Origin of the sequence: Paenarthrobacter sp., assembly GCF_031180005.1 — a bacterium.
GTDB lineage: Bacteria > Actinomycetota > Actinomycetes > Actinomycetales > Micrococcaceae > Arthrobacter.
The window spans coordinates 12,081-36,499 of the sequence record NZ_JAPSHI010000002.1 but is presented as its reverse complement, the minus strand read 5'-3'; the positions used below and the strand labels follow the sequence as shown (position 1 = coordinate 36,499).

23 protein-coding genes are annotated in these 24,419 nt (G+C 61.6%); 17 read left to right on the top strand and 6 right to left on the bottom strand.

What is annotated here, in order from left to right; translation table 11 throughout:
* Window positions 1–35 precede the first annotated feature (35 nt).
* Both RIF72_RS02480 and RIF72_RS02475 read left to right on the top strand, forming a co-directional pair.
* Complete coding sequence (locus RIF72_RS02480; RefSeq protein ID WP_309073282.1) at window positions 36–1,601, top strand: helix-turn-helix domain-containing protein; 1,566 nt, start codon at window positions 36–38, stop codon at window positions 1,599–1,601.
* Between the two features lie 117 nt (window positions 1,602–1,718).
* Complete coding sequence (locus RIF72_RS02475; protein WP_309073281.1) at window positions 1,719–3,086, top strand: MFS transporter; 1,368 nt, start codon at window positions 1,719–1,721, stop codon at window positions 3,084–3,086.
* Between the two features lie 830 nt (window positions 3,087–3,916).
* On the opposite strand, the gene RIF72_RS02470 is transcribed toward RIF72_RS02475, so the two are convergent.
* Window positions 3,917–4,285, bottom strand: coding sequence for a Fic family protein (locus tag RIF72_RS02470; protein WP_309073280.1), 369 nt, complete (start codon window positions 4,283–4,285; stop codon window positions 3,917–3,919).
* A gap of 32 nt (window positions 4,286–4,317) precedes the next feature.
* Between RIF72_RS02470 and RIF72_RS02465 the strand changes: the two genes are divergently transcribed.
* On the top strand, window positions 4,318–4,455 hold the full coding sequence (locus RIF72_RS02465) for a hypothetical protein (protein ID WP_309073279.1): 138 nt from the start codon (window positions 4,318–4,320) through the stop codon (window positions 4,453–4,455).
* A gap of 67 nt (window positions 4,456–4,522) precedes the next feature.
* Here RIF72_RS02465 and RIF72_RS02460 read toward each other — a convergent pair whose 3' ends face one another.
* Window positions 4,523–5,464, bottom strand: coding sequence for a LysR family transcriptional regulator (locus tag RIF72_RS02460; RefSeq protein ID WP_309073278.1), 942 nt, complete (start codon window positions 5,462–5,464; stop codon window positions 4,523–4,525).
* Window positions 5,465–5,584: 120 nt separating this feature from the next.
* Between RIF72_RS02460 and RIF72_RS02455 the strand changes: the two genes are divergently transcribed.
* From RIF72_RS02455 to RIF72_RS02445, 3 genes are read left to right on the top strand one after another with little or no spacing between them, the layout of a single operon-like run.
* On the top strand, window positions 5,585–6,577 hold the full coding sequence (locus RIF72_RS02455) for a DUF1852 domain-containing protein (protein WP_309073277.1): 993 nt from the start codon (window positions 5,585–5,587) through the stop codon (window positions 6,575–6,577).
* 20 nt (window positions 6,578–6,597) lie between these two features.
* On the top strand, window positions 6,598–7,644 hold the full coding sequence (locus RIF72_RS02450) for a methionine synthase (RefSeq protein WP_309073276.1): 1,047 nt from the start codon (window positions 6,598–6,600) through the stop codon (window positions 7,642–7,644).
* Between the two features lie 2 nt (window positions 7,645–7,646).
* Entirely contained in the window at window positions 7,647–8,219 is a 573-nt protein-coding gene (locus RIF72_RS02445) for a flavin reductase family protein (RefSeq protein WP_309073275.1), read from the top strand.
* Window positions 8,220–8,625: 406 nt separating this feature from the next.
* On the opposite strand, the gene RIF72_RS02440 is transcribed toward RIF72_RS02445, so the two are convergent.
* Complete coding sequence (locus RIF72_RS02440; protein ID WP_309073274.1) at window positions 8,626–9,768, bottom strand: ABC transporter substrate-binding protein; 1,143 nt, start codon at window positions 9,766–9,768, stop codon at window positions 8,626–8,628.
* A gap of 1,654 nt (window positions 9,769–11,422) precedes the next feature.
* On the opposite strand from RIF72_RS02440, the gene RIF72_RS02435 reads away from it, so the two are divergent.
* Genes RIF72_RS02435 through RIF72_RS02425 form a run of 3 tightly spaced genes read left to right on the top strand, consistent with a single transcriptional unit; the run spans window position 11,423 to window position 13,679 of the window.
* On the top strand, window positions 11,423–12,268 hold the full coding sequence (locus RIF72_RS02435; RefSeq protein ID WP_309073273.1) for an ABC transporter ATP-binding protein: 846 nt from the start codon (window positions 11,423–11,425) through the stop codon (window positions 12,266–12,268).
* The gene (locus tag RIF72_RS02430; RefSeq protein ID WP_309073272.1) at window positions 12,265–13,143 is read left to right on the top strand and encodes an ABC transporter permease; all 879 of its coding nucleotides are present in this window, start codon (window positions 12,265–12,267) and stop codon (window positions 13,141–13,143) included. The genes RIF72_RS02435 and RIF72_RS02430 overlap by 4 nt, the downstream gene beginning before the upstream one ends.
* A complete protein-coding gene (locus RIF72_RS02425) occupies window positions 13,140–13,679 on the top strand; it encodes an acyltransferase domain-containing protein (protein ID WP_309073271.1) in 540 nt (179 codons plus the stop codon). The genes RIF72_RS02430 and RIF72_RS02425 overlap by 4 nt, the downstream gene beginning before the upstream one ends.
* On the opposite strand, the gene RIF72_RS02420 is transcribed toward RIF72_RS02425, so the two are convergent.
* From RIF72_RS02420 to RIF72_RS02410, 3 genes are all read right to left on the bottom strand, one after another.
* Window positions 13,660–14,811 carry an acyl-CoA desaturase gene (locus RIF72_RS02420; RefSeq protein ID WP_309073270.1) on the bottom strand — a complete coding sequence of 384 codons (1,152 nt, stop codon included), beginning with the start codon at window positions 14,809–14,811 and terminating at the stop codon, window positions 13,660–13,662. The two genes, RIF72_RS02425 and RIF72_RS02420, sit on opposite strands and share 20 nt — an antisense overlap.
* 13 nt (window positions 14,812–14,824) lie before the next feature.
* Window positions 14,825–15,925 carry a ferredoxin reductase gene (locus RIF72_RS02415; protein WP_309073269.1) on the bottom strand — a complete coding sequence of 367 codons (1,101 nt, stop codon included), beginning with the start codon at window positions 15,923–15,925 and terminating at the stop codon, window positions 14,825–14,827.
* Window positions 15,926–16,283: 358 nt separating this feature from the next.
* A complete protein-coding gene (locus RIF72_RS02410; protein WP_309073268.1) occupies window positions 16,284–17,084 on the bottom strand; it encodes an IclR family transcriptional regulator in 801 nt (266 codons plus the stop codon).
* Window positions 17,085–17,206: 122 nt separating this feature from the next.
* Here RIF72_RS02410 and RIF72_RS02405 point away from each other — a divergent pair, with 122 nt between their 5' ends.
* The 8 genes from RIF72_RS02405 to RIF72_RS02370 all read left to right on the top strand — a co-directional run bounded on the left by RIF72_RS02405 (window position 17,207) and on the right by RIF72_RS02370 (window position 24,389).
* A complete protein-coding gene (locus RIF72_RS02405; protein WP_309073267.1) occupies window positions 17,207–17,707 on the top strand; it encodes a tripartite tricarboxylate transporter TctB family protein in 501 nt (166 codons plus the stop codon).
* Between the two features lie 2 nt (window positions 17,708–17,709).
* Window positions 17,710–19,212: a tripartite tricarboxylate transporter permease gene (locus tag RIF72_RS02400; RefSeq protein WP_309073266.1), complete on the top strand. Its 1,503-nt coding sequence runs from the start codon at window positions 17,710–17,712 to the stop codon at window positions 19,210–19,212.
* Window positions 19,213–19,249: 37 nt separating this feature from the next.
* Complete coding sequence (locus tag RIF72_RS02395) at window positions 19,250–20,251, top strand: tripartite tricarboxylate transporter substrate binding protein (RefSeq protein ID WP_309073265.1); 1,002 nt, start codon at window positions 19,250–19,252, stop codon at window positions 20,249–20,251.
* A 48-nt stretch (window positions 20,252–20,299) separates the two neighbouring features.
* Entirely contained in the window at window positions 20,300–20,932 is a 633-nt protein-coding gene (locus RIF72_RS02390) for a methyltransferase (RefSeq protein ID WP_309073264.1), read from the top strand.
* A 15-nt stretch (window positions 20,933–20,947) separates the two neighbouring features.
* Window positions 20,948–21,739: a DUF1932 domain-containing protein gene (locus tag RIF72_RS02385; RefSeq protein WP_309073263.1), complete on the top strand. Its 792-nt coding sequence runs from the start codon at window positions 20,948–20,950 to the stop codon at window positions 21,737–21,739.
* A 76-nt stretch (window positions 21,740–21,815) separates the two neighbouring features.
* Window positions 21,816–23,153 carry a TRAP transporter large permease subunit gene (locus RIF72_RS02380; RefSeq protein WP_309073262.1) on the top strand — a complete coding sequence of 446 codons (1,338 nt, stop codon included), beginning with the start codon at window positions 21,816–21,818 and terminating at the stop codon, window positions 23,151–23,153.
* Window positions 23,154–23,163: 10 nt separating this feature from the next.
* Window positions 23,164–23,406, top strand: coding sequence for a hypothetical protein (locus RIF72_RS02375; RefSeq protein WP_309073261.1), 243 nt, complete (start codon window positions 23,164–23,166; stop codon window positions 23,404–23,406).
* On the top strand, window positions 23,403–24,389 hold the full coding sequence (locus tag RIF72_RS02370; RefSeq protein WP_309073260.1) for a cyclase family protein: 987 nt from the start codon (window positions 23,403–23,405) through the stop codon (window positions 24,387–24,389). Before RIF72_RS02375 ends, RIF72_RS02370 begins: the two co-directional genes overlap by 4 nt.
* Window positions 24,390–24,419: the final 30 nt, after the last annotated feature.

The following is a 24,419-nucleotide window of genomic DNA, read 5'->3' as shown; positions in this document are numbered from 1 at the left end:
CAGATCTTTGTGCAGTTCCTGACTAATATGGGGCCATGGCATATGAATCGAAGGCGTTCACGGTAGCCAAGCTGGCCACCACACCGAGCCTAGGCCTGACGGTGATGCATGGGGGCAGCCGCGTTGAACGAGCCGCTGGAATCCCGATCTCCATCGAGCGGAACGGGTCACTACCGAAGCTCCACGGCGGCGAGATAGTCCTGACCAGCGGGCGGCACATCGGCGAGGACTGGATCGCTTGGAAGGTTCTTCTGTCAGAAGCGGCGGACGCGGGTGTCTCAGGGCTCATCATTGGCCTCGGCACAGAAGCAGCTTTCGAGCGCCTCCCGGCGCAGGTGCTGGCCCTGGCAAGCGAGTATGACCTCCCACTGCTGACCGGTGACATCGCCGACTTCGGGCGAATGGCCCACACCATCGCCGTCCTGCACGCGGAAGGACAACGGGAAGCGCTCAGACGGCCGCTCGACTTGCAGATGGAGATCACAGCAATTGTGGCCCGCGGCGGCTCGTTTGGGGACCTGCTGTCCGGCTGGCAGCAACGGACCGAGGAGCCGGTGGCTGTATTCGACCGTCTTGGGAGGGTCATGGCCAGAAGCTCGGCTTTTCCTTCGACCTTGCTCGCGCCCTTGAGCGAACGCCTCGCCGGCCGTGAAGCACCACGACTTGGAGAACAACTCCTCGTGTCAGCCACCGAGCTGGTCGCCGGTCCCGACGAAACATCCGCCGGCGTAGAAGAGACGGTCGAGGTCTTCCCGTTCGCAGGCAATGACACTGTCCGGGGGTTCTGCGTCCGTATCCCGACAGGCCAGGAGACGGCAGAGCTCGCCGCGCCGGCACTGCGTTCGCTGCTGGCGCTCGAATTCGAACGCGTGTGGTTCCTCGACGAATCTGCGCGCCGTAAGCGCGCCGAACGGTTTGCGCGCCTCCTGACGTTCACGGAGCCGGGCAGCGCCCGGACATTCCTCCGGAGCATCGGCATAGACCCAGGCCCGCTGCGGGGCGTGAGCATCGAAGCGCGCAATGAGACCCATGCGGAAGTGCTCATCGACGACCTCGCGGTCGTCCTCGCCGCCCCTTTCATACGGCACCGTCACCGCATAGTCGAATGTCTGGCAACCGTCGACCCCCGAAAGGCTCTGGCTGACTACGGCCTTGACGTCCCCACGGGGATCGGCACCAGGGGCGCTCCCGAGCACTCCGCCCGCAGCATCAGGCAGGCAACCCTGGCATTGGAGACCAGCCGCCGGGCGGGCACCCCGATTGAGTACGTCGACGGAGCCTCGCACGAGTTCCTGATCAGCGCCGCTCCATCCGAATACCTGGAGGCTTTCTCCATCGCTGTCCTCGCCCCCATCGAGAACTCGCGCGGAGGCGAAGCCCTCCTGAATACGCTGCACACCTGGCTTCTCGAGCGCCGATCCGTCGAAGCGACAGCCGAACGTATGGGAGTCCACCGGCACACAGTGCGGAACCGGATGCAGCGGATCATCCAGATCACCGGTCACGACCTGGACGGCATCGATGCACAAACCGAGCTCTGGCTCGCCCTGAAAGTCCGAGGCTTCCGCGACAGCGCAGGTACTTCACCATCAGGGCCATAACTATCATTGGGAGTTCTCCGCTGAGGCCATATTCCGGGCTGAGGTTAGCTGCCATGATGGTCGTCACATCCTGCGGACCCACCGCGAAGATCCGGTACTCAAATGAGGAACGACATCATGCCCACCACCGTAGCCACCACAGATTCCGTCCCCCGGTCCATACTCCGCCGAGTCGTCATCGCCAGCGGGCTCGGCACCTTGCTGGAGTACTTCGACTACGCCAGCTACAGCTACCTCGCGACCACCATCGCAATAGTTTTCTTTCCCCCGGAGGACCGCGCTGTTGCCCTGATGAGCACCTTCGCAGTCTTCGCGTTATCGTTCCTCGTACGCCCGCTCGGGGCCTTCGTCTGGGGCAGCCTAGGAGACAAAATCGGCCGTAAGAGCATCCTCGCCACGACCATCATCCTCATGTCCGGAGCCACCTTCCTCATCGGATTCATACCGAACTACGCCACCATCGGCATCGCAGCACCCATCCTGCTCCTGCTGCTCCGCCTAACACAGAGCTTTTCAGCCTCCGGCGAATACGCCGGCGCAGGCACCTTCGTCGCCGAGTACGCCCCCGCCGCCAAGCGCGGACTGCTCACCAGTGTGGTACCCATCGCAGCTGCCGCCGGGTTCCTGGCAGCCTCGCTCATGGCGACCATCCTCTACGCCAGCACCTCACCGGGATTCATGCAGGACTGGGGCTGGAGGATCCCGTTCCTCATCGCGGGCCCGCTCGGCATCGTCGGCCTCTGGCTTCGCCTGCGTTTGGAAGACACCCCGCAGTTCCGCCGGGTGCTGGAACTCGAAAAAATGCAGCGTCAGAACGCAGTTGATCAGCTTCCGACCTCCAACCGCTGGTCCGAGACCCGTAAAAGCCTCCCGTCGATGTTCAAGGCACTGCTCGTCATGTCGCTCAACGCTGGCGCCTACTACCTCCTGCTCAGCTACACGCCCTCGTTCCTCATCGAGGAGGCGGGAATGAGCGAAGCGACCGCAACACTGGTTGTCACGATTGGCCTTGTGGCGCACATCATCTTCATCCCCCTTGCCGCGCGCCTGTCCGACCGGATCGGACGTAAGCGCACCCTGATGATCTCAAGCATCGCTTTCATCGTCTTGAGCTACCCGATCATGACCCTGCTTTCCTTCGGAGGCGTGGTCCTCGCCTCCGCGGTCCTCATCGTCTCGCTCATGTTCTTCGCCATGAACGATGCAGTGTTTCCTTCCTTCTTCACCGAACTGTTCGGCACCCGCTCGCGCTACCTCGGATTCGCGTTGCCGTTCAACGTCGGCGCCATGCTCTTTGGCGGCGTAGCGCCGCTTATCGGCACCTGGCTGATCGCCACGACAGGCAACCCCAGCTCGCCGGCGTTCTTCCTGATGGGTATCGGCGTACTGTCCCTGGTGGGCTTGCTGATGAGCGCGGAAACTGCACGTAGCCCCCTCGCCGACGAGCAAGCTGACGTGAACAGGCCATCTATCTCTTCGGTCTAACCAGTCACGCCGCAAAGTGCCCTCTAGTAACCACCGAGCAAAGGCCGGACAGCACCCCTGAGGAGCGCTGTCCGGCCATCGCCGCACACCAGGGGAAAGGCAGTCGATTGCCGCTCGCATGAGTCCTCCGCTACCAGCATTTGACCACCAGCCGGCCGCGCCCACAGAGGGGCAACACCGCAGTCACCCAAGGCTGCTGACACACAGGCGCAATCATATTGCGCAGACCAGGCAGTAGAAGGGTGTTAGGCACACAGAGCTGAATCCATGCTGCTCAGTAAGAAGAATACTGAGGTGGGGAGACTCCACGCACCACATCAGGCAGAACAAAGATGCCTTGGCCCTTCCTCACAGGACGATCCAGTCGAAAATGTGGTCCCTGAGTGGTTCACAAGGTCATGGCGTGACCTGCATGCCTACCCATGAAGAGGTGTAGGCCAACCACGACCTGCCCGGCGAATTGCGAGAGGACCGCCTGACACCGGCACAAAGCAAGCGGAGGGTCCACCAGCCAAGGCCCTGAACCCGCTCCCCCACAACCAGACAGGCGACCCGCGGCGCCAGGCACACCCCGCGCCAGTGTCAGTGGGACCTGACCACCCAGAATTTACACACGTTAAAGCAATAGCCCCCTTTGACGAGGGGGGTGTGCTGTGCCCGAGGTTGAACTCGAACGGGATTCTGAGCCTTGAAGATACTTGGAAATTGCGGAAACATGCGGAATCCGGGCAATCCGGCTCCGGTACGACCCGGTCCGAGACACAAAGTATGGACAGTGTCCACACCCCCATCCCACTGCTTCAATGGCTTTGGCCGGACAGCAGTCGGAGCTAGCGCGAGACCAGATGCTTGGAAATGAGCACGGCGGAGTCCCGCAATTCAACAGCTCCTTCGGCGACTCCGACCACAAGGTCGAACCCCTCGTCCGTCGTGAAGTCGTGGCGGTAGCCGTTGATCCACAACAGCAGGACCATGAGCGTCCAGGCGCTGCGCTTGTAACCGTCAATGAGCGGATGAAAGCGGGCCACCGACTCCAGCAACGCGGCCGCCTTCATCGCCAACTCCGGATAGGCCTCAGCACCCATGACTGTTGTCGCCGGCCTGGCCAGTGCCGAGGCGAGCAGGCCCACGTCGCGGATGTGGAACCCGTACCGGTCGATTACCTGCAGTGCATCCTCAATGTCGAGGTACGCGGTCACGCGTCCTCAAGGCGGGTCAACAGCTCGGCGTCATGGCCCATGACGAAATCAAGGCCCGCACTGATCTCACGCCGGCGCGCGTGGCGATGCAAGACAAGCTCGGCACCCTGCAAGAAATCAGTCTTGCCGGTTTCCGCGCATCAGTATCGAGCCGAAATCAAGAACTTTAGCGCAGGATCTCGAAGGTCATGCCGCCCTCAGTCCCGAAGGGGTAAAGACCCTCGCGTTCAACTGCGGTCAGTCGAGTAGCGCTACGCCGAACTCGGTGACGACGGCCCGTAGTTCCCTGAGGTAGTGCTGCGCTTGGTCGGTGAGCGGGATCGCTGCGTGGCCGATCCAGCCGATCTCGATGCGTTCGTCAACGTCGAGCGGGATGGCGACGATCTCTGGGTCGAGCTGCCCGCTGATGATGCCCGTCGAAATGGTGTAGCCGTGAAGCCCGATCATGAGGTTGAAGATCGTGGCACGGTCAGAGACCCGTATCTCCTGCTTACTGGACATGGTGGAGAGAATCTCCTCCGCGAAGTAAAAGGAGTTGTTCGCACCTTGATCGAAGGTTAGCCGCGGTAAGCCGGCGAGATCGTCGAGGGTCGCACGCTCTTTTGTGGCGAGCGGGTTGTTCCGTGAAATGAAAATGTGCGGATCGGCGAGGAAAAGCGGAGTGAACGCGAGCCCGGATTCCCGGAGCAGCTTGTCGATGACCTTCCGGTTGAAATCATTCCGGTAGAGGATGCCTATCTCGCTGCGGAGCGTCCGGACATCCTCGATGATGTCCCAGGTGCGGGACTCACGGAGCGAGAATTCGTATTCGGCCACGTCAGTGGCTTTGACCATCCGGACGAAGGCGTCCACCGCGAACGAGTAGTGCTGTGTTGACACCCCGAGCAGACGTCGCCGGGGTGGCCTGCCAAGGTAGCGCTGCTCGAGGAGAGCGAACTGCTCGACGACCTGTCTCGCGTAGCCGAGGAACTCTACCCCGTCAGCGGTGAGGGTGGCCCCGCGGGCGGAGCGAACCAGGAGCGCACGGCCAACCCGGGCCTCAAGGTCCTTCATCGAAGCAGACATTGTCGGCTGCGCTACGTAGAGAAGATCAGCAGCCGCGGAGATCGACCCCTCCGCTGCAACTTCTATGAAGTAGCGGAGCTGCTGCAGGGTCAATCCGCTCGAAATCTGGGCCATAGGCAGATTCTATATCAATGCATAGCAACCACTAGTTACCTGATACCCCGCCATAGGCTGCACCATGGATACATCCCCTTCGGAAAGGCCGTCTCCGGCCGATCAACGGATTGGCAGCACATGGCAGACGACTTCACCTTCAGCATCACCACGACCCCCTTCGACGAGGACTACTCCCCGTCGGAAGGCTCGCGGATCACCACGAATTTCGCCAACCTGGCACGCGGCGAGCACCGCCAGGAGAACCTCCGCAACGCTTTGACCATGATTCGGCGCCGCTTCAACGATCTTGCCAGCTGGGACAACCCGGACCGGGACCGTTACACGCTCGAGCTTGAGATCGTTTCCGTGCAGATAGAGTTCACTGCGGAAGGTACGGATCAAGAGTTCCCCCTGTTCGAGGTTCTCGACATCCAGATCGTGGACCAGTTGAATGGCGTCCGCCACCAAGGGATCGTGGGGAACAACTTCTCCTCCTACGTCCGTGACTTCGACTTCAGCGTGGTACTGCCAGCGGCAGCAGCGGAGGCAGGCAAGCCCACCGTTCCCGGGGACTTCGGCGATCTGCACGGCAAACTGTTCCAGCAATTCCTCGATTCCCCGGCATGCCAGGAACGTTTCCCGCAGCCGCCAGTGGTGTGCATCAGCGTCTCTACGACCAAGACGTACCGCCGAACGGAGAACCATCACCCCGTCCTGGGCGTCGAGTACCAGCAGGACGAGTTCTCACTGACGGACGCCTACTTCGCAAAGATGGGGCTGCAGGTCCGCTACTTCATGCCACGCGGCAGCGTTGCGCCGCTCGCCTTCTATTTCCGCGGCGACCTGCTCAACGACTACTCCAACCTGCAGCTCATCGGCACGATCAGCACCATGGAGACGTTCCAGAAGATCTACCGCCCGGAAATTTACAACGCGAACTCCGCCGCCGCCGTCGTCTACCAGCCGAGCCTGGGAGAGCAGGATTACTCGCGGACCCAGATCGATTACGACCGCGTCGAGCGTAGTCAGCTCGCGGTCATTCAGGCGAAGTACACGGAGGAACACTTCATCACGCCCCACAAGGATCTATTGGACCAGTGGACCGCCAAATACCCCGCTCTCGTCAACTGACCCACGGAGAATCGTCAACCATGAACACACTTTTGCCCACCACTGTTGTCGGAAGCCTGCCGAAACCATCGTGGCTCGCACAGCCGGAGACTCTTTGGTCCCCGTGGAAGCTGGACGGAAACACACTTCTCGAGGGCAAGCAGGATGCGCTGCGCATCGCCATCCATGAGCAGAGCCGACGCGGCATCGACATCGTCAGCGACGGCGAGCAAACCCGCCAGCACTTCGTCACCACCTTCATCGAGCATCTCAGCGGGGTCGACTTTGAACAGCGCAAGACCGTGCGCATCCGCGATCGCTATGACGCGAGCGTGCCGACCGTCGTCGGAGCGGTGCGGCGCGAGCGGCCGGTATTCGTCGAAGACGCAAAGTTCCTCCGCGCAACCACCGACCGGCCGATCAAATGGACTCTTCCCGGTCCCATGACCATGGTGGACACGCTCTACGATGACCACTACAAGAGCCGCGAGAAGCTGGCCTGGGAGTTCGCTGCGATCCTGAACCAGGAGGCGAAAGAACTGGAGGCGGCCGGCGTGGACATCATCCAGTTCGACGAGCCCGCGTTCAACGTCTTCCTCGAAGAGGTCAAGGACTGGGGCGTGGCTGCGCTTGAGAGAGCGGCAGAAGGACTGCGTGCGGAGACCGCCGTGCACATCTGCTACGGCTACGGGATCAAGGCGAACAATGACTGGAAGGCGACGCTCGGCTCACAGTGGCGGCAGTACGAGGAAACGTTCCCGCTGCTTCAGAGCTCCAGCATCGACATCATCTCGCTGGAATCCCAGAACTCCCACGTGCCCATGGACCTCATCGAGCTCCTCCGCGGCAAGAAAGTCATGCTCGGGGCCATCGACGTCGCAAGCGAGACCATCGAGACCCCGGAGGACGTCGCCAACACCCTCCGCAAGGCCCTGCAGTTCGTCGATGCGGACAAGCTCATTGCCAGCTCCAACTGCGGCATGGCCCCGTTCCCCCGCGACGTCGCACTGGCCAAGCTCAGTGCCCTCAGCGCAGGGACGAGAATCGTTCGCGAGGAACTCGCCCGCTCCGCCCCCAGGGTGTCCTAACGATGTTTCACGCCTACCCCCCGGACACTTGGCTCGGGGATCCGAAGCAAAGCTTCCCGTCCTCCCTCTCGGCCGACGAATTCAAAGCACTGTTCCGTGGCCACCCGGGAGGTGTCGCCGTCATCACGGCGGATGCCGGCGAAGGACCGGTGGCGCTGACGGTATCGTCGGTGGTGTCAGTGAGTGCGGAACCTCCGTTGCTGATTTTCTCGGTCTCGGCACTGTCCTCGGCGTCCGAGGTGCTTTCGCGCGCTGAAACCGTCGTGGTGCACCTGCTGGACGCGCACGACGTCGACTTGGCGAAGTTTGGAGCGACCCCCGGCGCCGACCGCTTCAACCAGACACACCGCTGGTCGGCCCTTGCAACCGGCGAAGCGGTATATGACGATGTCCGCGCCTGGGTGCGCTGCGCCGTCATCAATCGCATGGAGGTAGGGACCTCCACCATCGTCGCCGTTCACGCCCTGGAGTCCCGCGTGATGCGTGACGTCCCAGCGGGCGAACCCGGCGACGCTCTGGTCTACCACAACCGTTCATGGCACCGTCTGGGCGAGCACTCCAAGCTCGAAGGCTAAGCGCCGCGCCAACAATGCTGGGCGGCACGCCGAACGGCGCACGACGGCGGGAGGGCAACTCCCGCCGTCGTCCTCGTTAAAAACGGAGACCTACTCTGGTGATTTGGACGACCCACAACCGGACGGCAACCCCGCGGTGGTCAGGATCGAGTCCGCATGGGAGTCTCTGGTGTCTGAAGTCTGGAAAGCCCTCGATCCAAACCTGAGAATTCCCGTCGCTGTCTTCCCATTGGAGAGAGTACGAGCTTTCTTCACGGAATCGTCAAGAACATGCACGACTGAAAGCACGTCACAAACTCCAACTACGCTTCACAGAAGAAGATTGTGATCCGGAGCGGTGCAGACCGCCGCAGGGCCCGTCCATCCCCCCATGAAGATGAACGGAAGCGGACCAGCCTGTTGCTGCTTAGTCCTGGCCAAGACCTGCGGCCGAGGTCTTCTTGCCTTCAACCTCGTTCAAGGTGCGGAGGTCGAAGATTCCGTTGATGTCGGCCTGCTTGGTGGTGCCCGCTTTGACGCCGTCTTCGAGGAGCTTGTTGTACGTTCCGGCCAGCGGGTCGGTGGTGAACTTGATGTTCCGCAGCGCCCGTTCGATCACGTTCGCCGGAAGGGGCTTGCCTGCAGTGTCCTTGAGGACAGCGTTAATGGTGGTGGCCTTCTCCTCAGCCGAAGCGCTGTTGAGCCAGTTCACGGATTCCACATGGCCCTTCAGAAGAGCCTTCACCGTCTCAGGGTGTTCGGCAGCGAACTTCTTGTTCACGATCAGGATGGTGGTGGTGAAGTCGCCGTTTTCCCACAGGTCCTTCTCGTCCACCAGGACCTTCGCTCCGGCCTCGAGTACAAGCCGGGACGCCCACGGCTCCGGCAACCACGCGCCGTCGAGCTGTCCGTCGGTGAAGAGCTTCAGCGACTGGGCGTTTTCGGTCGGGTTGATGTTGACGTCGCCGCTGCCGTCGGTGTTGGTCTTGAATCCTTGGTCACCCAACCAGGCGCGGAGGGCCACGTCCTGGGTCCCGCCGAGCTGCGGGGAGCTCAGGACCTTGCCTTTGAGGTCGGCTGCGGAGTTGATCTCCGGCTTGACCACGAGCTGGGCACCGCCGGCTGCGGCACCGGCGATGATGCTGATGGACTCGCCGTTGCTCTTGACATAGGAGTTGATGGCCGGGTTCGGGCCGATGTATGTGGCATCGATGGCGCCGGCGTTCAGGGCTTCGATCGCGGCGGGGCCGGCGTTGAAGACCTGGGTGCTGAGCTTGGTATCGCCAAGTTCCTTGGCGATGATGCCCTGGCTGGTGCCCACCAGCGCCGGGCCGTGGGTCACGTTGCTGAAATAGCCAAGCTTCAACTCAGCGGCGGGTGACGCCGTGGGAACCGGCGCAGTCTCATTGCCGCGGGAAACTGCGGAAGCTACTGCAGCGCCTGCACCGATCAGCAGGACCAGGCCAACGGCCAGCGCGATCTCAACGGCACGGCGGCGTTTGGGCTTGGGCGCGGTCTCACCAGCAACGATGCGGGTGGACGAGTTGTCTTGGGGTGAAGACACGGACATATTCCTTTGCGAGAGGCTGGCCTGCAAAAGCTCCAGGCCATGAACGGAGATGGTGAGGATGCTGGGGATGACCCGCCGACACCCAGCGGACGCGGAAAGCAAAGACGTCCTAAGGGATCCTCATGCGGCAGAGTTTGCTCTTCTTCAGAGCCGATGCATGCTCGAGATTACGTAGCTCGCTGCATCGTGGCAACGGGAGGGACATCACCGGTAACGCGTGTACGCGTGAGTTAACGCATTGTCGTGCAGCTTCACATAGAGACAAGAAACGTCATTCGCAGGGGGCGGACGGAACGATCAGCCAAGTAAGCGCGGAGTCCCTGACGGCCCGTCGGATCATGCCGCTAAACTCGTCGACGAGCGGCGGGTCGTCCGACAGTTGAGGGAACGCCTTGCTGCGCGGCCAGATCCAGCAAGTCAAGGGTTTCGTTAGCGACTTCCGCATGCACCATCGGGCACTTGAGTAATGCCCAGCCCTTAGCCCTTCGGCTTTCAGAGCTTCCGAGGTTTCAATGGCGCGTTTCAATGGCGCTTGAGTAGCATGGGCGGGCGGCTTCGATTGTGACGTTGTCGCTTCGCCGCTGATCGATACGCGAGGGCGTTCTCGAGGATTCGGCTTTTGACCTCTATGCCGTGGCTTCGCGCCGCCTGGGCACCCTTGCTGAGTTCGGCACCGCCGTCGAGCGATGCAGTGCATAGGTCGACGCCTAAGCTTTGCAGTAAAAGCTGATCAGCAGGACGCGGTCGGGCCACTGCTCCCCCACGCTGGGGGAATCGGCTCTGGGAGAGGATTCCCGACCAGTCCATATGTGTAGCGGTTGCGGGCTGAAAGATCACTGTTCACATCATGTACACCTTTGATTAGTGCACAAGTTTCTAATTTTGATGTCCACGCCGGAAGAAATCCCGGATTGGAGTTGATCTGCTGGGTTGTCGGGACCAATGGCTGACCAAGTGGCGATGCAAGGGGATACGTCGCCGTCCACATTCGTTGATACGAAAAGGCCTGCCATGGCTCGACAACGGTGCAAACTGAGCGGCTTTACCCAACCGTTTGAGTTACTTGTCCTGTAAATGACAGAAGTGCACACAGTCAATCTCCTTCAAAAAGCCGAATATTAAGACCTTGAAAACCCATCCTCTTTTTACGAGGGTTCGAAGATCGCCGCTCGCGGGAGCTGAGCCCCGCTAACAAAGGCATCCCAGGCAAGGCACCAGCCCTCAAGCATTGCGAGGCCGTTGCCAGTCACAGGTTGGGCCGAACTGCACAAACTTATCGAGAAACTCACGCTTGCGAGAAATTTGCGAAGATGGGTGGATAAGCGCCGGGTCGCAGCGTCTACATTTGCATTCCATCATCTATTCCAAAATGGCACCACTACTAAAATGCAGCGACTGTTCGCTACAACGCTCTAACTGCCAGGTTACTCCCGGTTGCTTGGCATCCACCGCGCACACCTCGCGAAGATGCCGTTTTGCAGCACACTTATCCGTCGGGTACGTTGTGGTTACTTTGTCGAACGGGGGCGACATTTCTTGCCCCAGCGAACTGTTTCAAAGCACACAGTGGGGGCTATGCGTGATCAGTAACGTCATTAAGATCAGTAATCTTACAAAGAGATATGGCCCAGTGCATGCCGTCCAGGATTTGACCTTGGACGTGGAGCGCGCATCCATCTTCGCTTTCCTGGGAACCAACGGTGCCGGTAAGTCCACAACCATCGGCTGCATCACCACCACACTTGGATTCGACAGCGGCAGCATCCAGGTCGCTGGTCACACGGTGGGCAGGGACGACGATGAGATCCGACGCAAGATTGGCGTCGTATTCCAGCAGTCGCTTCTCGATCCAACACTCTCGGTCAGGCAGAACCTCAACATCCGAGCAGGCTTTTACGGGCTCTCAAAGTCCGAACGGACCCAACGCATAGCTGAACTGGCCAACCTTATTGGCCTGGAATCTTTCCTCGAGAGGCCGTACTACGGGCGGCTTTCCGGCGGTCAGAAGCGCCGGGCGGACATCGCCCGCGCTCTCATCCACCGGCCTGAGATTCTTTTCCTCGATGAGCCGACGGCTGGCTTGGACCCGCAAAGCCGGGAACAAGTCTGGCAAACCATTCACAAGCTTCGCGACGACGACGGCCTGACCGTTTTCCTCACGACTCACTACATGGAAGAAACCGAGGTTGCGGACCAAGTCTCAATCATCGACTCCGGAAAGTTGGTCGCCCAGGGAACACCTGCGCAGTTGCGTGAACAGCACAGCAACAGCATCCTCACCGTCACCACCGATGATCACGCATTCCTCACGGAGTACTGCAAGAACGCCGACCTGAACTGGACACTCGATAACGACGTTTATCGCGTGGAGGTAGACAACTCGAAGCAAGCCCGGCACCTGCTCAATATGGGCGCGGAACGCGTCCACGACTTCGAGTTCCGGCACGGACGCATGGACGACGTTTTCCTTGCCCTGACAGCCAAGAGGAGCGAACCGTGAACAGCGTCATGATTCTCAGTGGCCGTAACCTGATGATCTTTTTCCGCGATAGAGCCGGGGTATTTTTCTCACTGCTCTCAGCGCTGATCCTCATCGCCCTTTACGCCCTGTTCCTCGGCAACCTCCAAGTGGATAACCTGCAGACAAAATTCCCTGATGCAAGCAGCTCGGAAATCAGCGCTTTCGTCAACGCCTGGGTCTTTGCAGGCATCACGATGATCACCACCCTCACCACCGGACTGGCCGCCCTCAACGTCTTCGTTGACGATGCATCAACCGGGCGTTTCCGCGACTTCCTCGTCTCCCCCATCAGGCGGACGAACATGATCCTCGGCTACTTGATCGCGAGCTTCGTTATCTCTGTCATGATGACGGCTGTGGTGATCCTCGTAGGTCAGCTGTACATTCTCTTTCGGGGGGAACCGTTGATGACCTGGGCCCAGCTTGGGCAGTGCACCGCCGTCGTCCTGGTTTCATCTGCGGCGTTTGCGGCGCTGTCCAGCTTCGTCGTCACGTTCATCAAGTCCAGCACCGCCTTCTCAGCTCTGAGCACCATCGTTGGAACCATCATCGGCTTCCTCGCCGGCGCTTACATCCCGGCCGGCACCCTGCCCGCCGGTGTGGTCAATGTCCTGAACGCACTTCCTTTCGCGCAATCAGCCATGTTGATCCGCCAGCCTTACACGTCGCAGGCACTCGAAGCGCTGACAAATAACCAAGACCAGGCCGTTGACGCAGTCCAGACGTTCTACGGCATCACAGCTTCAGTCGGCGATCTTGCCGTGACGAACACACTGGCGACCTCCGTTCTCCTTGGAATGGTTGCCGTCTTCATCGCACTCGGTTCCTGGCGAATCGGTCGGCGTATACGGTGACCGGCAACGAGGACCTGTGGGGAGGCCTCGAGTCCACCGTCGCCTTGTTTCCGGGCCAAGGCAGCCAGCGCCCAGGAATGGTCAAAGCCCTGACAAAGAACTTCCCGGAGGCCGACGAGGTCTTCGATGAATGCTCCGATGCCCTCGGCATGGATGTCCGGGCACTGGCCTGGGATTCGTCCCCGGAGCAACTGGGTAAAACCGAAAAAACCCAGGTGACGCTCGTCGCGGCCAGCATCGCCGCGTGGCGGGTGTGGACCCGCGTAGGCGGTAACCTGCCCCATGCAGTGGCCGGACACAGCGTCGGGGCGCTGTCAGCGGCGATGGCCGGTGGATACATACCGTTGGCAGAGGGCATCAAACTGTCCAGCGATCTCGTGGCATTGCGGAACAGGCAGGACTCGCACAGCTCCACGCTGGTGGAGGCGATCATCTACGCCTGGCCTATGGGAACGTTCCAGCCCCGAAGCTCGAGGAAGCGGCAGCGCGCCTCGGACGGGCGCTCAAGCGGCAGAGCTAAGGCAGGGCGAGCTTGAAGACTTTAGCCCACGCAGAGCCGACCTGTTTCAGCAACGGTCCCGTGGTGTACTTCAGGCCGTAACGTTCGCAAATGTCGCGGACCTTGGGTGCGATCTCGGAGTACCGGTTGGAGGGAAGGTCGGGGAAGAGGTGGTGCTCAATCTGGTGCGACAGGTTCCCTGTCATGAGGTGCATGAACCTCGGGCCCGAGATGTTGGCGGAGCCGATCATCTGACGGACGTACCAGTCGCCGCGGGTTTCGCCTTCCACCATTTCTTCGGTGAACGTGTCCGTTCCTTCGGGGAAGTGGCCGCAAAAGATGACCGCATGGGCCCAGACGTTGCGGATGGCATTGGCAGCGAGCGTGCCGTAAAGGGCTTGCTTCCCCGAACCCGACAGCATGGCCAAAGCTGGAGTGGCTGCATAGTCCTTGGCGAACTGTTTAAGCGCCTTCCGACCCAACGCTTTAAGGTCCTTATTCATCGCCGCCTTCGACTTCAGGCCCTCTTTGTACTCGGGGATCTCCAGGTCATAGATGGCTATACCCCATTCGAAAACGGGCGCGAGCAGGGCGTTGTAGATCGGATTGCCCAGGTTGAAGGGTTTCCACTCCTGATCGGGGTCCATGCGCAGAAGGTTGTAACCGACGTCGCGGTCCTTGCCAACCACGTTGGTCCAGCGGTGGTGAAGGTCATTGTGCGTGTGCTGCCACGACCGCGACGGGGTAACGAAGTCCCACTCCCACGTGGTGGAGTGGATGTCCGGGTCACGCATCCAGTCCCATTGGCCGTGGAGGATGTTGTGGCCAAGTTCCATGTTCTCCAGGATTTTGGCCATGCTGAGGAATGTTGTGCCGGTGAACCAGGCGGCCTTGTTCCTGCCCACCAGCAGCGCAGCACGACCAGAGATTTCCAACCCACGCTGGATCTTGATCATGCGCCTGATGTACGCGGCGTCGCTGGAACCGCGCTTGGCAAGGATCTCGTCACGGAGCGCGTCGAGCTCGCGGCCCAGTTGGGCCACTTGATCGTCGCTCAGGTGCGCGGCCGCCGGAGGCCGCACCGTAGGCCTGCCCGCATCGGCGAGCGCACCAGGACGTGTCTTAAGTCCGACGGCGGCGGCAGAGCTTTTGGTTGAAACTTCTGACATGCGGTTGTGCTCCTCAGATTTCCAGGTTGACGGGCCCGGCGGCTGCCGAGACACAGGTTTGGATGAGTTCCCCGGGCGCCCCATGAATCTCACCGGTGCGCAGGTCGCGGACTCTTCCGGCGAGCAAGGGAGTCAGGCAGCTGTGACATATGCCCATGCGGCAGCCGCTGGGCATCAGCACCCCTGCGTCCTCACCGACGTCGAGGATGGGGACCCCGCCGTCGGCCATGACCTCGCGGTCAGAAGCTTCGAACGTAACCACGCCCCCTTCGCTGCCTTCGCCTCCCAGGAGCTCGGTGCTGAATCTTTCGATAGTGAGCGAGCCGTGCCCTGTTCCACTATTTGTTTTCGTCCCTGATGCTGCGGCGGCAGTCAACGCGGCCTGGTTCCACATGGCTTCGGCGTCATCCAGGAAAGACTCAGGGCCGCACGCATAAGCTGCCCTGCTCCGCCAGTCCGGGCAGACCTCTTCCATGATGGCCGTGGACGTGAAGTTCAAGCGGCCGCGGCCGTTGGTGTGCCACTGCACCAAGCGGAAATTGGGAAATTGATCAGCGAGTTCAGCCAGTTCCTCGCGGAAGATACTGTCGCCTTCGTCGCGGGAGGAATGGATCAGCACAACGTCTGCGTCGGGGCGGCTTGGGACAAGTGTGCGAATCATTGACATGACGGGTGTGATGCCGCTTCCCGCAGTGAGCATTAGGAGCGAACGCGGGTGCTCCGGGAGGACAAAGTCGCCCTGAGGCGGAGCCAGGAAGAGGACGTCACCGACTTTGGTGTCGCGGACCAAGGTCCCTGAAACGGATCCAACGTCCGTGACCGTAATGGCCGGGTCCTCGCCGGCTGGAGCACTCAGTGAATAGGAGCGCCATTGGCGGACCCCGTTCAGCTCTACACCAATCCTCGCCCACTGACCGGCGAGGTGGGCGTGCCAGCCGCGGCCGGGACGGAAGAAAATAGTGGCCGACTGCGCAGTTTCCTGGACGACCCTGGTCACGATCCCACGTAACTGCCGGGACGAATACACCGGATTGAACAGGGCAAGAACGTCTTCCGGCGCAAGTGGGGTGGTCAAAACCGCGGCGATGCGGGCCAGGGGCCGAAAGCTGACCATGGACTACTCCTCACAACGACAGAGAACCAAGACCCCGACCGAATCTGTCGGGACATCCAAACTACCGAATATCATAAGCATGCTTACGATACCCTTCGCCCCCGAATTACTGTCAGACATAGGGAAAGCCCCCCGGGAGGGGCTTTCAACGGAAATGGGACGTGGTGCTTGGATTGGTCAGCGGTGATGCGCTCCTCCTCTCCGGGCTTCTGTCGCCCATACCGGTTTAGTAGCAAGACAGTAATACGTCCACCGGATTCCATGCAAACCCGAATGCGGTGATCCAGAGAAGCACTGCCCACTTCCTTGCGGCGCTACTCGAGAGTAGTGGCCCTCTTCGGGAACCCGCCGGCTGGGATTAGTACACAGACCCCATCAGTAGTTCTGACAGGCGGCCGGCAGCTCGCCGGAGTTCCGGAACGCTTGCTTTCAGCTCTGCTTCAGTGGCCGTCTCCACCGGACTCGTCAGGGCAATCGATTCACTCGGACGGCCGGTCCTGTTGGGGACTGCCACCGCGACGGATAAGACGCCGGTGGCGCGCTCGTCGGCGGAATAGGCAAAATCCTCACCCGGAAGGGGCAGTCGTGCCTGCAAATCGTCGGCAGAGAAACCAGCCTCTTCGTGGCCCGAGGCGGAGGCAGCCAACGCCACCTGGTGCAGCTCCTCGGGGGAAGCGGACATCAGGAGAATTTTTCCGGCGGCGCCCACCGTGAGTGGCAGCCGTTTACCCAAAGGGAGGTCGTAACGGAGGGGCGAATCGCCGTCCACCCGGGCCACCAGGATGCGCTCAAAGCCAAGGCGGGTGTACAAGGACGCGGTTCGGGCCGTCTGCGTGGCAACCTGCTGCAGAATGGGCCGTGCCGCAACCACCAGGGGATCATTTTCCAGGAAGCTTCGGGCCGCAGGGAGAACCGCCGGCCCGACCCGGTATGTCTTGTCCGTCTGGCTGACCATGCCGAAATCCTGGAGGACGCGGAGGATCCTAAGCGTGGTGGGCAGGCTCATGCCGCAGGTCCTTGCAAGATCGCTCAATCGCTGAGGCCGCTCTGCCCGCTGCAGCTCGGCAAACACCTCGAGCGCCCTTGATAGCGAGCGCATGTTGGCCGCCTTAGGGCCATCTTCGGCTGAACTGGCGGAGTGCGTTGAGCTCACGGTCATTCTTTCATTGTATGTAAGTTCCTTGCGCTTGACATCAGATGTGGCTCCTGTCACTATTTCTTCAGACGCAATATTCTTTCATTCTATGAAATGAACTACCACGGAACGTAAGAAGGAAGACCATGACAACGGAGTCAGTTATGACCGAGCCGCAGCGCACCCGCGTTGCACCCACAGTGTTGGCAGGGATCGGCGCGTTCGTCGTCGTCGGCGTCTACGTGCTGGTCAGCTCCCTCGATTTGGGATTGTGGACGTCCCTCGGACCGGGCCCCGGGATGTTCCCCTTCGCGATGGGCGGGCTGTTGGTTGCCATGTCCGCCATTTGGCTGGTCCAGGAATTACGCCAACCAAGTGAAACCGCCAGCGGCGTCGACCGCGGCCTGGTGATCGCCGTCGTCGTCAGCCTTGCGCTGCTGGCCGCGGTCATGGACCTGATCGGCTTCCAGCTGAGCATGTTCATCTTCCTGATGTACCACCTGAAAATCCGCGGCCGTCGCGGCTGGATCTCATCGCTGATCATCGCCCTGGCGGGAAGCGTCGGCGCTTTCTACGCCTTCAACTATGGCCTCAACGTGGCCCTGCCCACCGCCGGAATTTCCGTCCTGAACTCGATCGGACTCTAACCGTGGATACCCTCAACGAACTGGCCAACGGCTTCGCTTCTGCGTTGACTTGGCAGAACCTGATTTTCGCTTTCCTGGGCTGCCTCCTCGGCACCATCATCGGCGTGCTTCCCGGCATCGGCCCCGTGGCCGGCGTCGCCTTGCTCATCCCCCTCACGATGAACCTCGATGCCACCGGTGCCATCATCATGCTGTGCGCCATCTTCTACGGCACGGCGTACGGCGGAACCATCACCAGTGTCCTGCTGAACACCCCCGGCGAGGCGGCTTCAGCCATCACCACGATCGACGGCTACGCCATGACCAAGATCGGCAAGGCAGGCGCGGCCCTAACCATCGCCGCCGTCGGATCCTTTGTTGGCGGTACCATCGCAACACTTGGCCTGGTGGCCGCCGCCAAGCCCCTCGGCGAGCTGGGGTTGCTGGTGGGTCCCCCGGAATTCTTCGCACTTATGGTGGTCGGCATCTCGCTGCTGGTGGCTTTGGCCGGCAAGTCCATGGTCAAGGCCCTCATCTCCGGCGCCCTTGGCTTGCTGATCTCCATGGTGGGCATCGACCCCGTGGCCGGCGCACCCCGTTTCACCTTCGGTTCCGACAACCTGCTGGACGGCGTGAGTTTTGTAGCCGTGATCGTGGGAGTGTTTGGCCTCTCCGAAATCCTGTCCTACCGGAAAGACTCCAAAGCTGCTGCCGTCCATGCACCAGGCCTGCGCTCCCTGCTCCCCACCGGAACGGAGTGGCGCCGAAGCGGACCGTCCATGGCACGCGGAACGGGCATCGGCTTCGGCCTTGGCCTGATCCCCGGCATGACCGGATCAGTGTCCTCGCTCTTGGCCTACGGTGCCGAAAAGAAGTTCTCCAAGCACCGCAACGAGCTGGGCAAGGGAGCGATCGAAGGTGTCGCAGGCCCGGAAACCGCCAATAACGCACACGCCAACGCTGCACTGATCCCCTTGTTCACCTTGGGCATCCCAGCCTCGCCAACCATCGCTGTACTGATGGGCGCCTTCCTTCAGCAAGGCCTGACGCCGGGGCCGACCCTGTTCACGGAGCACTCGGAAATTGCCTGGGCAATCATCGCAAGCCTCTTCATTGGCAACCTGCTGCTGCTCCTGCTGAACGTCCCGTTGGTGGGCCTGTGGACCTCAATCCTTCGAGTCCCGGCCTCAATCCTCACCGCCTTGATCCTGCTCTTCATGGTCATCGGCGCCTACACCATCAACTTCAATGTCTTCGATGTTTTCGTGATGATCGGTTTCGGCCTGCTGGGCCTGGCGTTGCGACACCTCGATATTCCGCTGGCTCCCATGGTCCTCACGCTTGTGCTGGGACCGCTGATGGAACGGTCACTTCGGGAGTCCCTGGAAATCTCGCAAGGAGACTTCGGCATCTTCGTCAACCGCCCCATCTCGATGGTCCTGATCGGCGTCGGCGTTCTCATCATCCTGAGCCCGCTCCTCAAGCTCCGTAAGCCCAAAGCCCTCAACGAAGATCCCGAAACGTAAACACCCCCTGCCACACCCCCTTCAAAGGAGAAGAACCATGACCCGCACACGCATCGCGGCAGCCTTCGCTGCTGCCGCCCTCATCGGACTCACCGGCTGTGGCGCCAACGCAGGCGCCGCCAACAACGCCGGGGACGATTTCCCCAGGAAGGGCAAGTCGATCGAGCTGATCGTCTCCTTCTCCTCCGGCGGGGCCGTAGACACAGCCGCCCGCCTGGTCCAGCCAATTCTTGAGAAAGAACTCGGCACCAACGTTGAAGTCATCAACAAGCCCGGAGCGGGCGGGCAGATCGGCTACACCCAGCTGACCAGCGCCAAGGCCGACGGCTACACCATCGGCGCCACAGGGTCCCCGTCCGTGGTCGTCTCGCCCTTGGACCCGGCACGCGGTGCGAAATACACGCGCGAAAGTTTCCAACCCCTGGGACGCCAGGTCATCGATCCCACCGTGATTGCCGTGCAGCCGGACAGCCCCTACAAGAACCTGAAGGACCTCCTGGACGCCGCCAAGACTGACCCGAAGTCCATGACCGCGAGCACCACCGGCCTGCAAACAGGAGAGCACTTCGCCATGGCGCAGTTGCAGGAAACCACCGGCGCCGAATTTGCCCCAGTGCACTTCTCCGAGGGCGCCTCACAAGCAACCACCGCGTTCCTCGGCAAGCACGTGGACATTCTGGTGGCCAATGTCAGCGATGTCACCGACCTTTCCAAGCAGGGTAAAGCACGGGTACTGGGCGTCATGACGGCCGAACGCGCCCCCTCCCTTCCGGACGTCCCTACCTTCAAGGAATCCGGTTACAACATCGAAGCCGGTACCGTCCGCGGCTACTCCGCCCCAGCGGGACTGCCGGACGCCGTAGCCACCAAGCTGGAGGCCGCCTTCCAAAAAGCGATCGAGGATCCCACTGTAGTCAAGAAGATGGAAGACCTCGGACTCCAGACCAGCTACCTCTCCGGCAAGGACTACCAGGAATTCTGGGCAAGCCAGGAAGAGGACTTCAAGAAGGTCCTCCCACTGGTTCAGAAAACCGACTGATTCAAACCGCTCTCCGACCCCCGCCACCCCACACGGAAGAACCTCATCATGACAACTCCAGTCCTTGAAGACCTCGACGCCGGTTTCCCCCGCCCCGAGCGAGACGTCCTGGAACGTCTCGCAAAGCTCCCGGCAGCGAACATCGGCGACGCCATGGACCGCCTGGGCGTTGCCGACTCGGCCATCCAGGCCATTTGGCCCGGCGCCCGCATTGCAGGCCCGGCCTTCACGGTCTGGACCCGCCCGGGAGACAACCAAGGAATCCACCGCGCGTTGCAGCTCGCCCGCCCCGGCGACGTCATCGTCGTCGCTGGTGGCGGAGACGAGTCCCGGGCCCTGCTGGGAGAACTCATCGGGGAACGTGCCATCAATCTCGGCATTGCCGGCTTCGCACTGGACGGGGCTGCCCGGGACGCCGAAACTCTCGGTGAAATCGGAATGCCGGTCTTCGCCCGGGCCACCACCCCCGCTGGTCCTTACAAGAACGGTCCTTCCCGTTTGGGCACCCCCATCTCCTTCGGCGGAGTACCCGTCATGCCCGGCGACATCATCATCGGCGACTCCGACGGCGTCGTCATCATCCCCCGCGAACAGGCAGCGAACGTCGCCGAGGCAGCCGAGGCCGTATTCGCCGACGAAACAAACCGCAGGGCCGCCATCATCGCGGACCGGGCCAAGTAAGAAGGACAGACAAACATGACAGCTTGCACAGTCATCGGCCTCGGTGAGGCCGGAGCCACCTACGCGGCCGCCCTGGTTGCCGCGGGGCACCAGGTCAACGGATTCGACCCCGTCGCCCCAAACACCCCCGCCGGCGTTACCCGGGCCGCCACGGCTGCGGAAGCCTGCGCAAATGCGGACATCGTCCTGGTGCTCACAGGCGCTGCAGCAGCCCGGGCCGTGGCCCAGGAATGTCTGCCTGTGTTGCCGGCAGGAAGCTGCTACGCAGACTTCACGTCGTCCTCGCCGCACGTAATGCGGGAACTCGGACAGTTCCCAAGTGAAGCCCTCTTCGCCGATGTAGCCATCCTTGGCCCCGTCCCCACCCAAGGCGCCAAAACGCCGCTCATGGTCAGCGGACCCGGATCTGCCGCCGTGGCTAACCTGCTCCGTCCGCTGGGTGCCGACGTCGAAATCGCCGACGGTGAGCCAGGAGCGGCAATGTCTCACAAGCTGCTCCGCAGCGTCCTGATGAAAGGCCTGGCCTCCGTGGTGGTTGAAGCCGTGACGGCTGGACGGGCTGCCGGACTTGAAGAATGGATCCGCGGCCAGATCGGGCGGCAGTTGGCTGGTGATGGGCAAGCGGTGATAGACCGGTTCCTCACTGGCACGGCAAAACACGCCCAGCGCCGCTCCAAGGAAATGCAGGACACTGCCGACTACCTGTCATCCGACCTGCAGGTTCCTGCAGAGATGACCACAGCCTCGGCCGCTGCCCTCACCCGTATGGCTTCCGAACGCGCGGAAGCCGCCGCGCCCTTGCGCTGAAGCGGGCATCGGGAAGAATCAGGACAGGACAACCGGTGAACCACTCCCCAGCACACCTTCTTTCAGGAGCAGCATCATGATCGGCATTTGGGCCCTCGGCGCCTACTTGGCCGTCATCTTGCTGTGGACAACCCTCATCAAACGCAGCGTCGGCGAAGCCATGATCATCGGCTTCCTGGTAGTGCTCCCCTTCACCGGAGCCGCTGCCCTTGAAATCGGTTGGACAGCGCTCTACTCGGCCATGACCGATGAGATCGTATACGCCACCATGGCCTTCGTGTTCATGGGATACCTGCTGGACAAGTCCGGTGTGCTGGATCGGCTCATCGACCTGCTGAACTCCCTGATTGGCGGGGTCAAAGGTGGGCCCGCGTGGGTGTCCACCGTGGCCTCCGCCGGACTGGGAGGAGTGGTCCACAACCAGGCAGCCATCGCAGCCACCGTCGGCTCGGTGACCATTCCCTGGATGGAAAAATCCAAGCTGGACAAACCCTCAGCCGCCACACTGGTGGCCGGCAACGCCGGGATGGGCATCACGTTTCCCTTCAGCGCCTCCATGTTCGTCCTGGTGGGATCCGCCACCGTGGGACCCTTGCTGAACATCAACGATCTTGTGCTGCCGTTGTTGTTCGGTGGGCTGTGGTGCTTCCTGCACCGGCTGATCGTCACGTGGTTGCTGATCCGCAAAAGTGGGATGGCACCACTGGACGCGGCACACAGACTGACGGTGAAAACGGCTTTCGGCCAGGGATGGGCCACCCTGCTGCTCTTCGTCGTGGTGGCGATTCCGTTGATCATCACCTCCGGGGCCATCGCCACGGCGTTGTCCGACTGGATAGGCGCTGATATCACCAAGTCAGTCAGCGTCATTGTCTGGATACCCGTGGTTCTGATCATCACCGGGGCATTGCTCGGCTGGAAGCGCCTGCCGCGTGGAGGACGGGATTGGTGGAAGCTCCTGGAGAGTTCCGCCCCCAGGTTCGGCGTTGTCGGAATCACCGTGGTGTTCGCCTTTGCCGGTGCCAACGCCCTCGCAGCTACCGGTTTGCCGCAGCAGATGACCGCGCTGCTCAATCGGATGAACCTGCCGTTGTGGCTGCTCGCGATCCTTATTGGATTGATCGTGATCGCCGTGGCTGCGCCCCTTTCCGCGACGGCGACCATGGCCGCCGTCGGGACCGTTGGCGTTGCAACGCTGGTAGCGGCCGGTGTCCCGGCCACCACCGCCGCCGTCGCCGTCTTGGTCTTTTCATCGTGTGAAGCCGCTGTTCCGCCCGGAGGTGCGCCCCTCTATGTTGCCTGCGGGATCGCCGACGTCAATCCCATCGCGACGTTCGCCCGGTTGCTGACCCATTACGCACTTCCGCTGCTGGGCATCGGAGTCCTGATCATCCTCGGCATCCTGCCCATCTAAGGAAGCTCCCGTGAAACTCATCCAAACCATCTTCGTCCTCACTCTCGCTGCCCTGCTCGTGGGCGGGGTGGTGTTCGTGGCGGGACAAGCCATCGCCCTCATAGTGGGCAACAGCGAGTGGTTAACGTTCCTCAACGATTCCTTGAAGGACCCGATGTGCATAGCCGCCTCCATCTGCGCAATCGCCGGTTTCCTCCTCAGCTATAAACGCCATCAAAAGCAGGGCCAACCCGAGGAGGCCCGGACCCTGTGACGAATACCTTCAACGGTGAGTATCCAACCTTCGCCGAACTGCTCCGACGGGACGGGAAGCTGGCCGGCACTTCTTGGGGGCTGTTCCCCGAGGAGACCCGCGGGACGCCGTCGTTCATCAACCCGCACGCCGTTTTACAGGCGCGGGACTGCGTCCGGACAGGGACGGCCTTTGGCCTGGACTATCCCGCGGACGCCTTCGACCCCGGGATGTCGCTGAAGCGCAGCGCCCCACACCACACGATCTATTCATCGCACCCTGCCCACAGGGACGACTACCTGGACGGCTACTACCTTCAGGGCTCTACGCAGATCGACGGGCTCAGGCACCGAAGGGCGGACGACGTCGGTTTCTACAACGGCACCCCGGATGATCTCGTGCGAGAAGGAACACCGGAACTGGGGATACAAGGCTGGGCCGAGGCACCCATCGTGGGCCGCGGCGTGCTGGTGGACCTTGACGGCTACCGGTCAGCCCACGGAGCGCCGATCCACCACGCCGCCGGGGAACCGCTCTCCCTGGATTTGATCCAGTCGGCGTTGGCAGAGCAGTCCGTCACCCTCCGACCAGGCGACATCCTCATGCTCCACACCGGCTGGTGCGAATGGTTCCTGGCCTTGTCCCACGGCCATAAGCAGGATCTGCGGGAAAGCCGCCGAGCCACGGGTATCGCCCAATCCGAAGAATTCGTGGCGTGGGCGTGGGACAACCAGCTTGCCCTCGTGGCGGCCGACAACTTTGCCGTGGAGTGCCTTCCCGCCGTTCCCGACAGTCCCTTCAAGCACACGGCACCCAACGATCACGGCATGATGCACCAGCAACTGCTCGCCAAACTCGGTATGCCCCTCGGCGAACTCTGGAAGCTGGGTCCCCTCAGCCGGCACATGCGCACCACAGGGAGCTGGGACGCCCTGGTCAGCGTCAAGCCCCTCAACATCATCGGAGCCACAGGCTCACCTGCCAACGCAACGGCGCTGGTCTGAGGCAAAGATCCGGGTGCGCTACGTCTGATG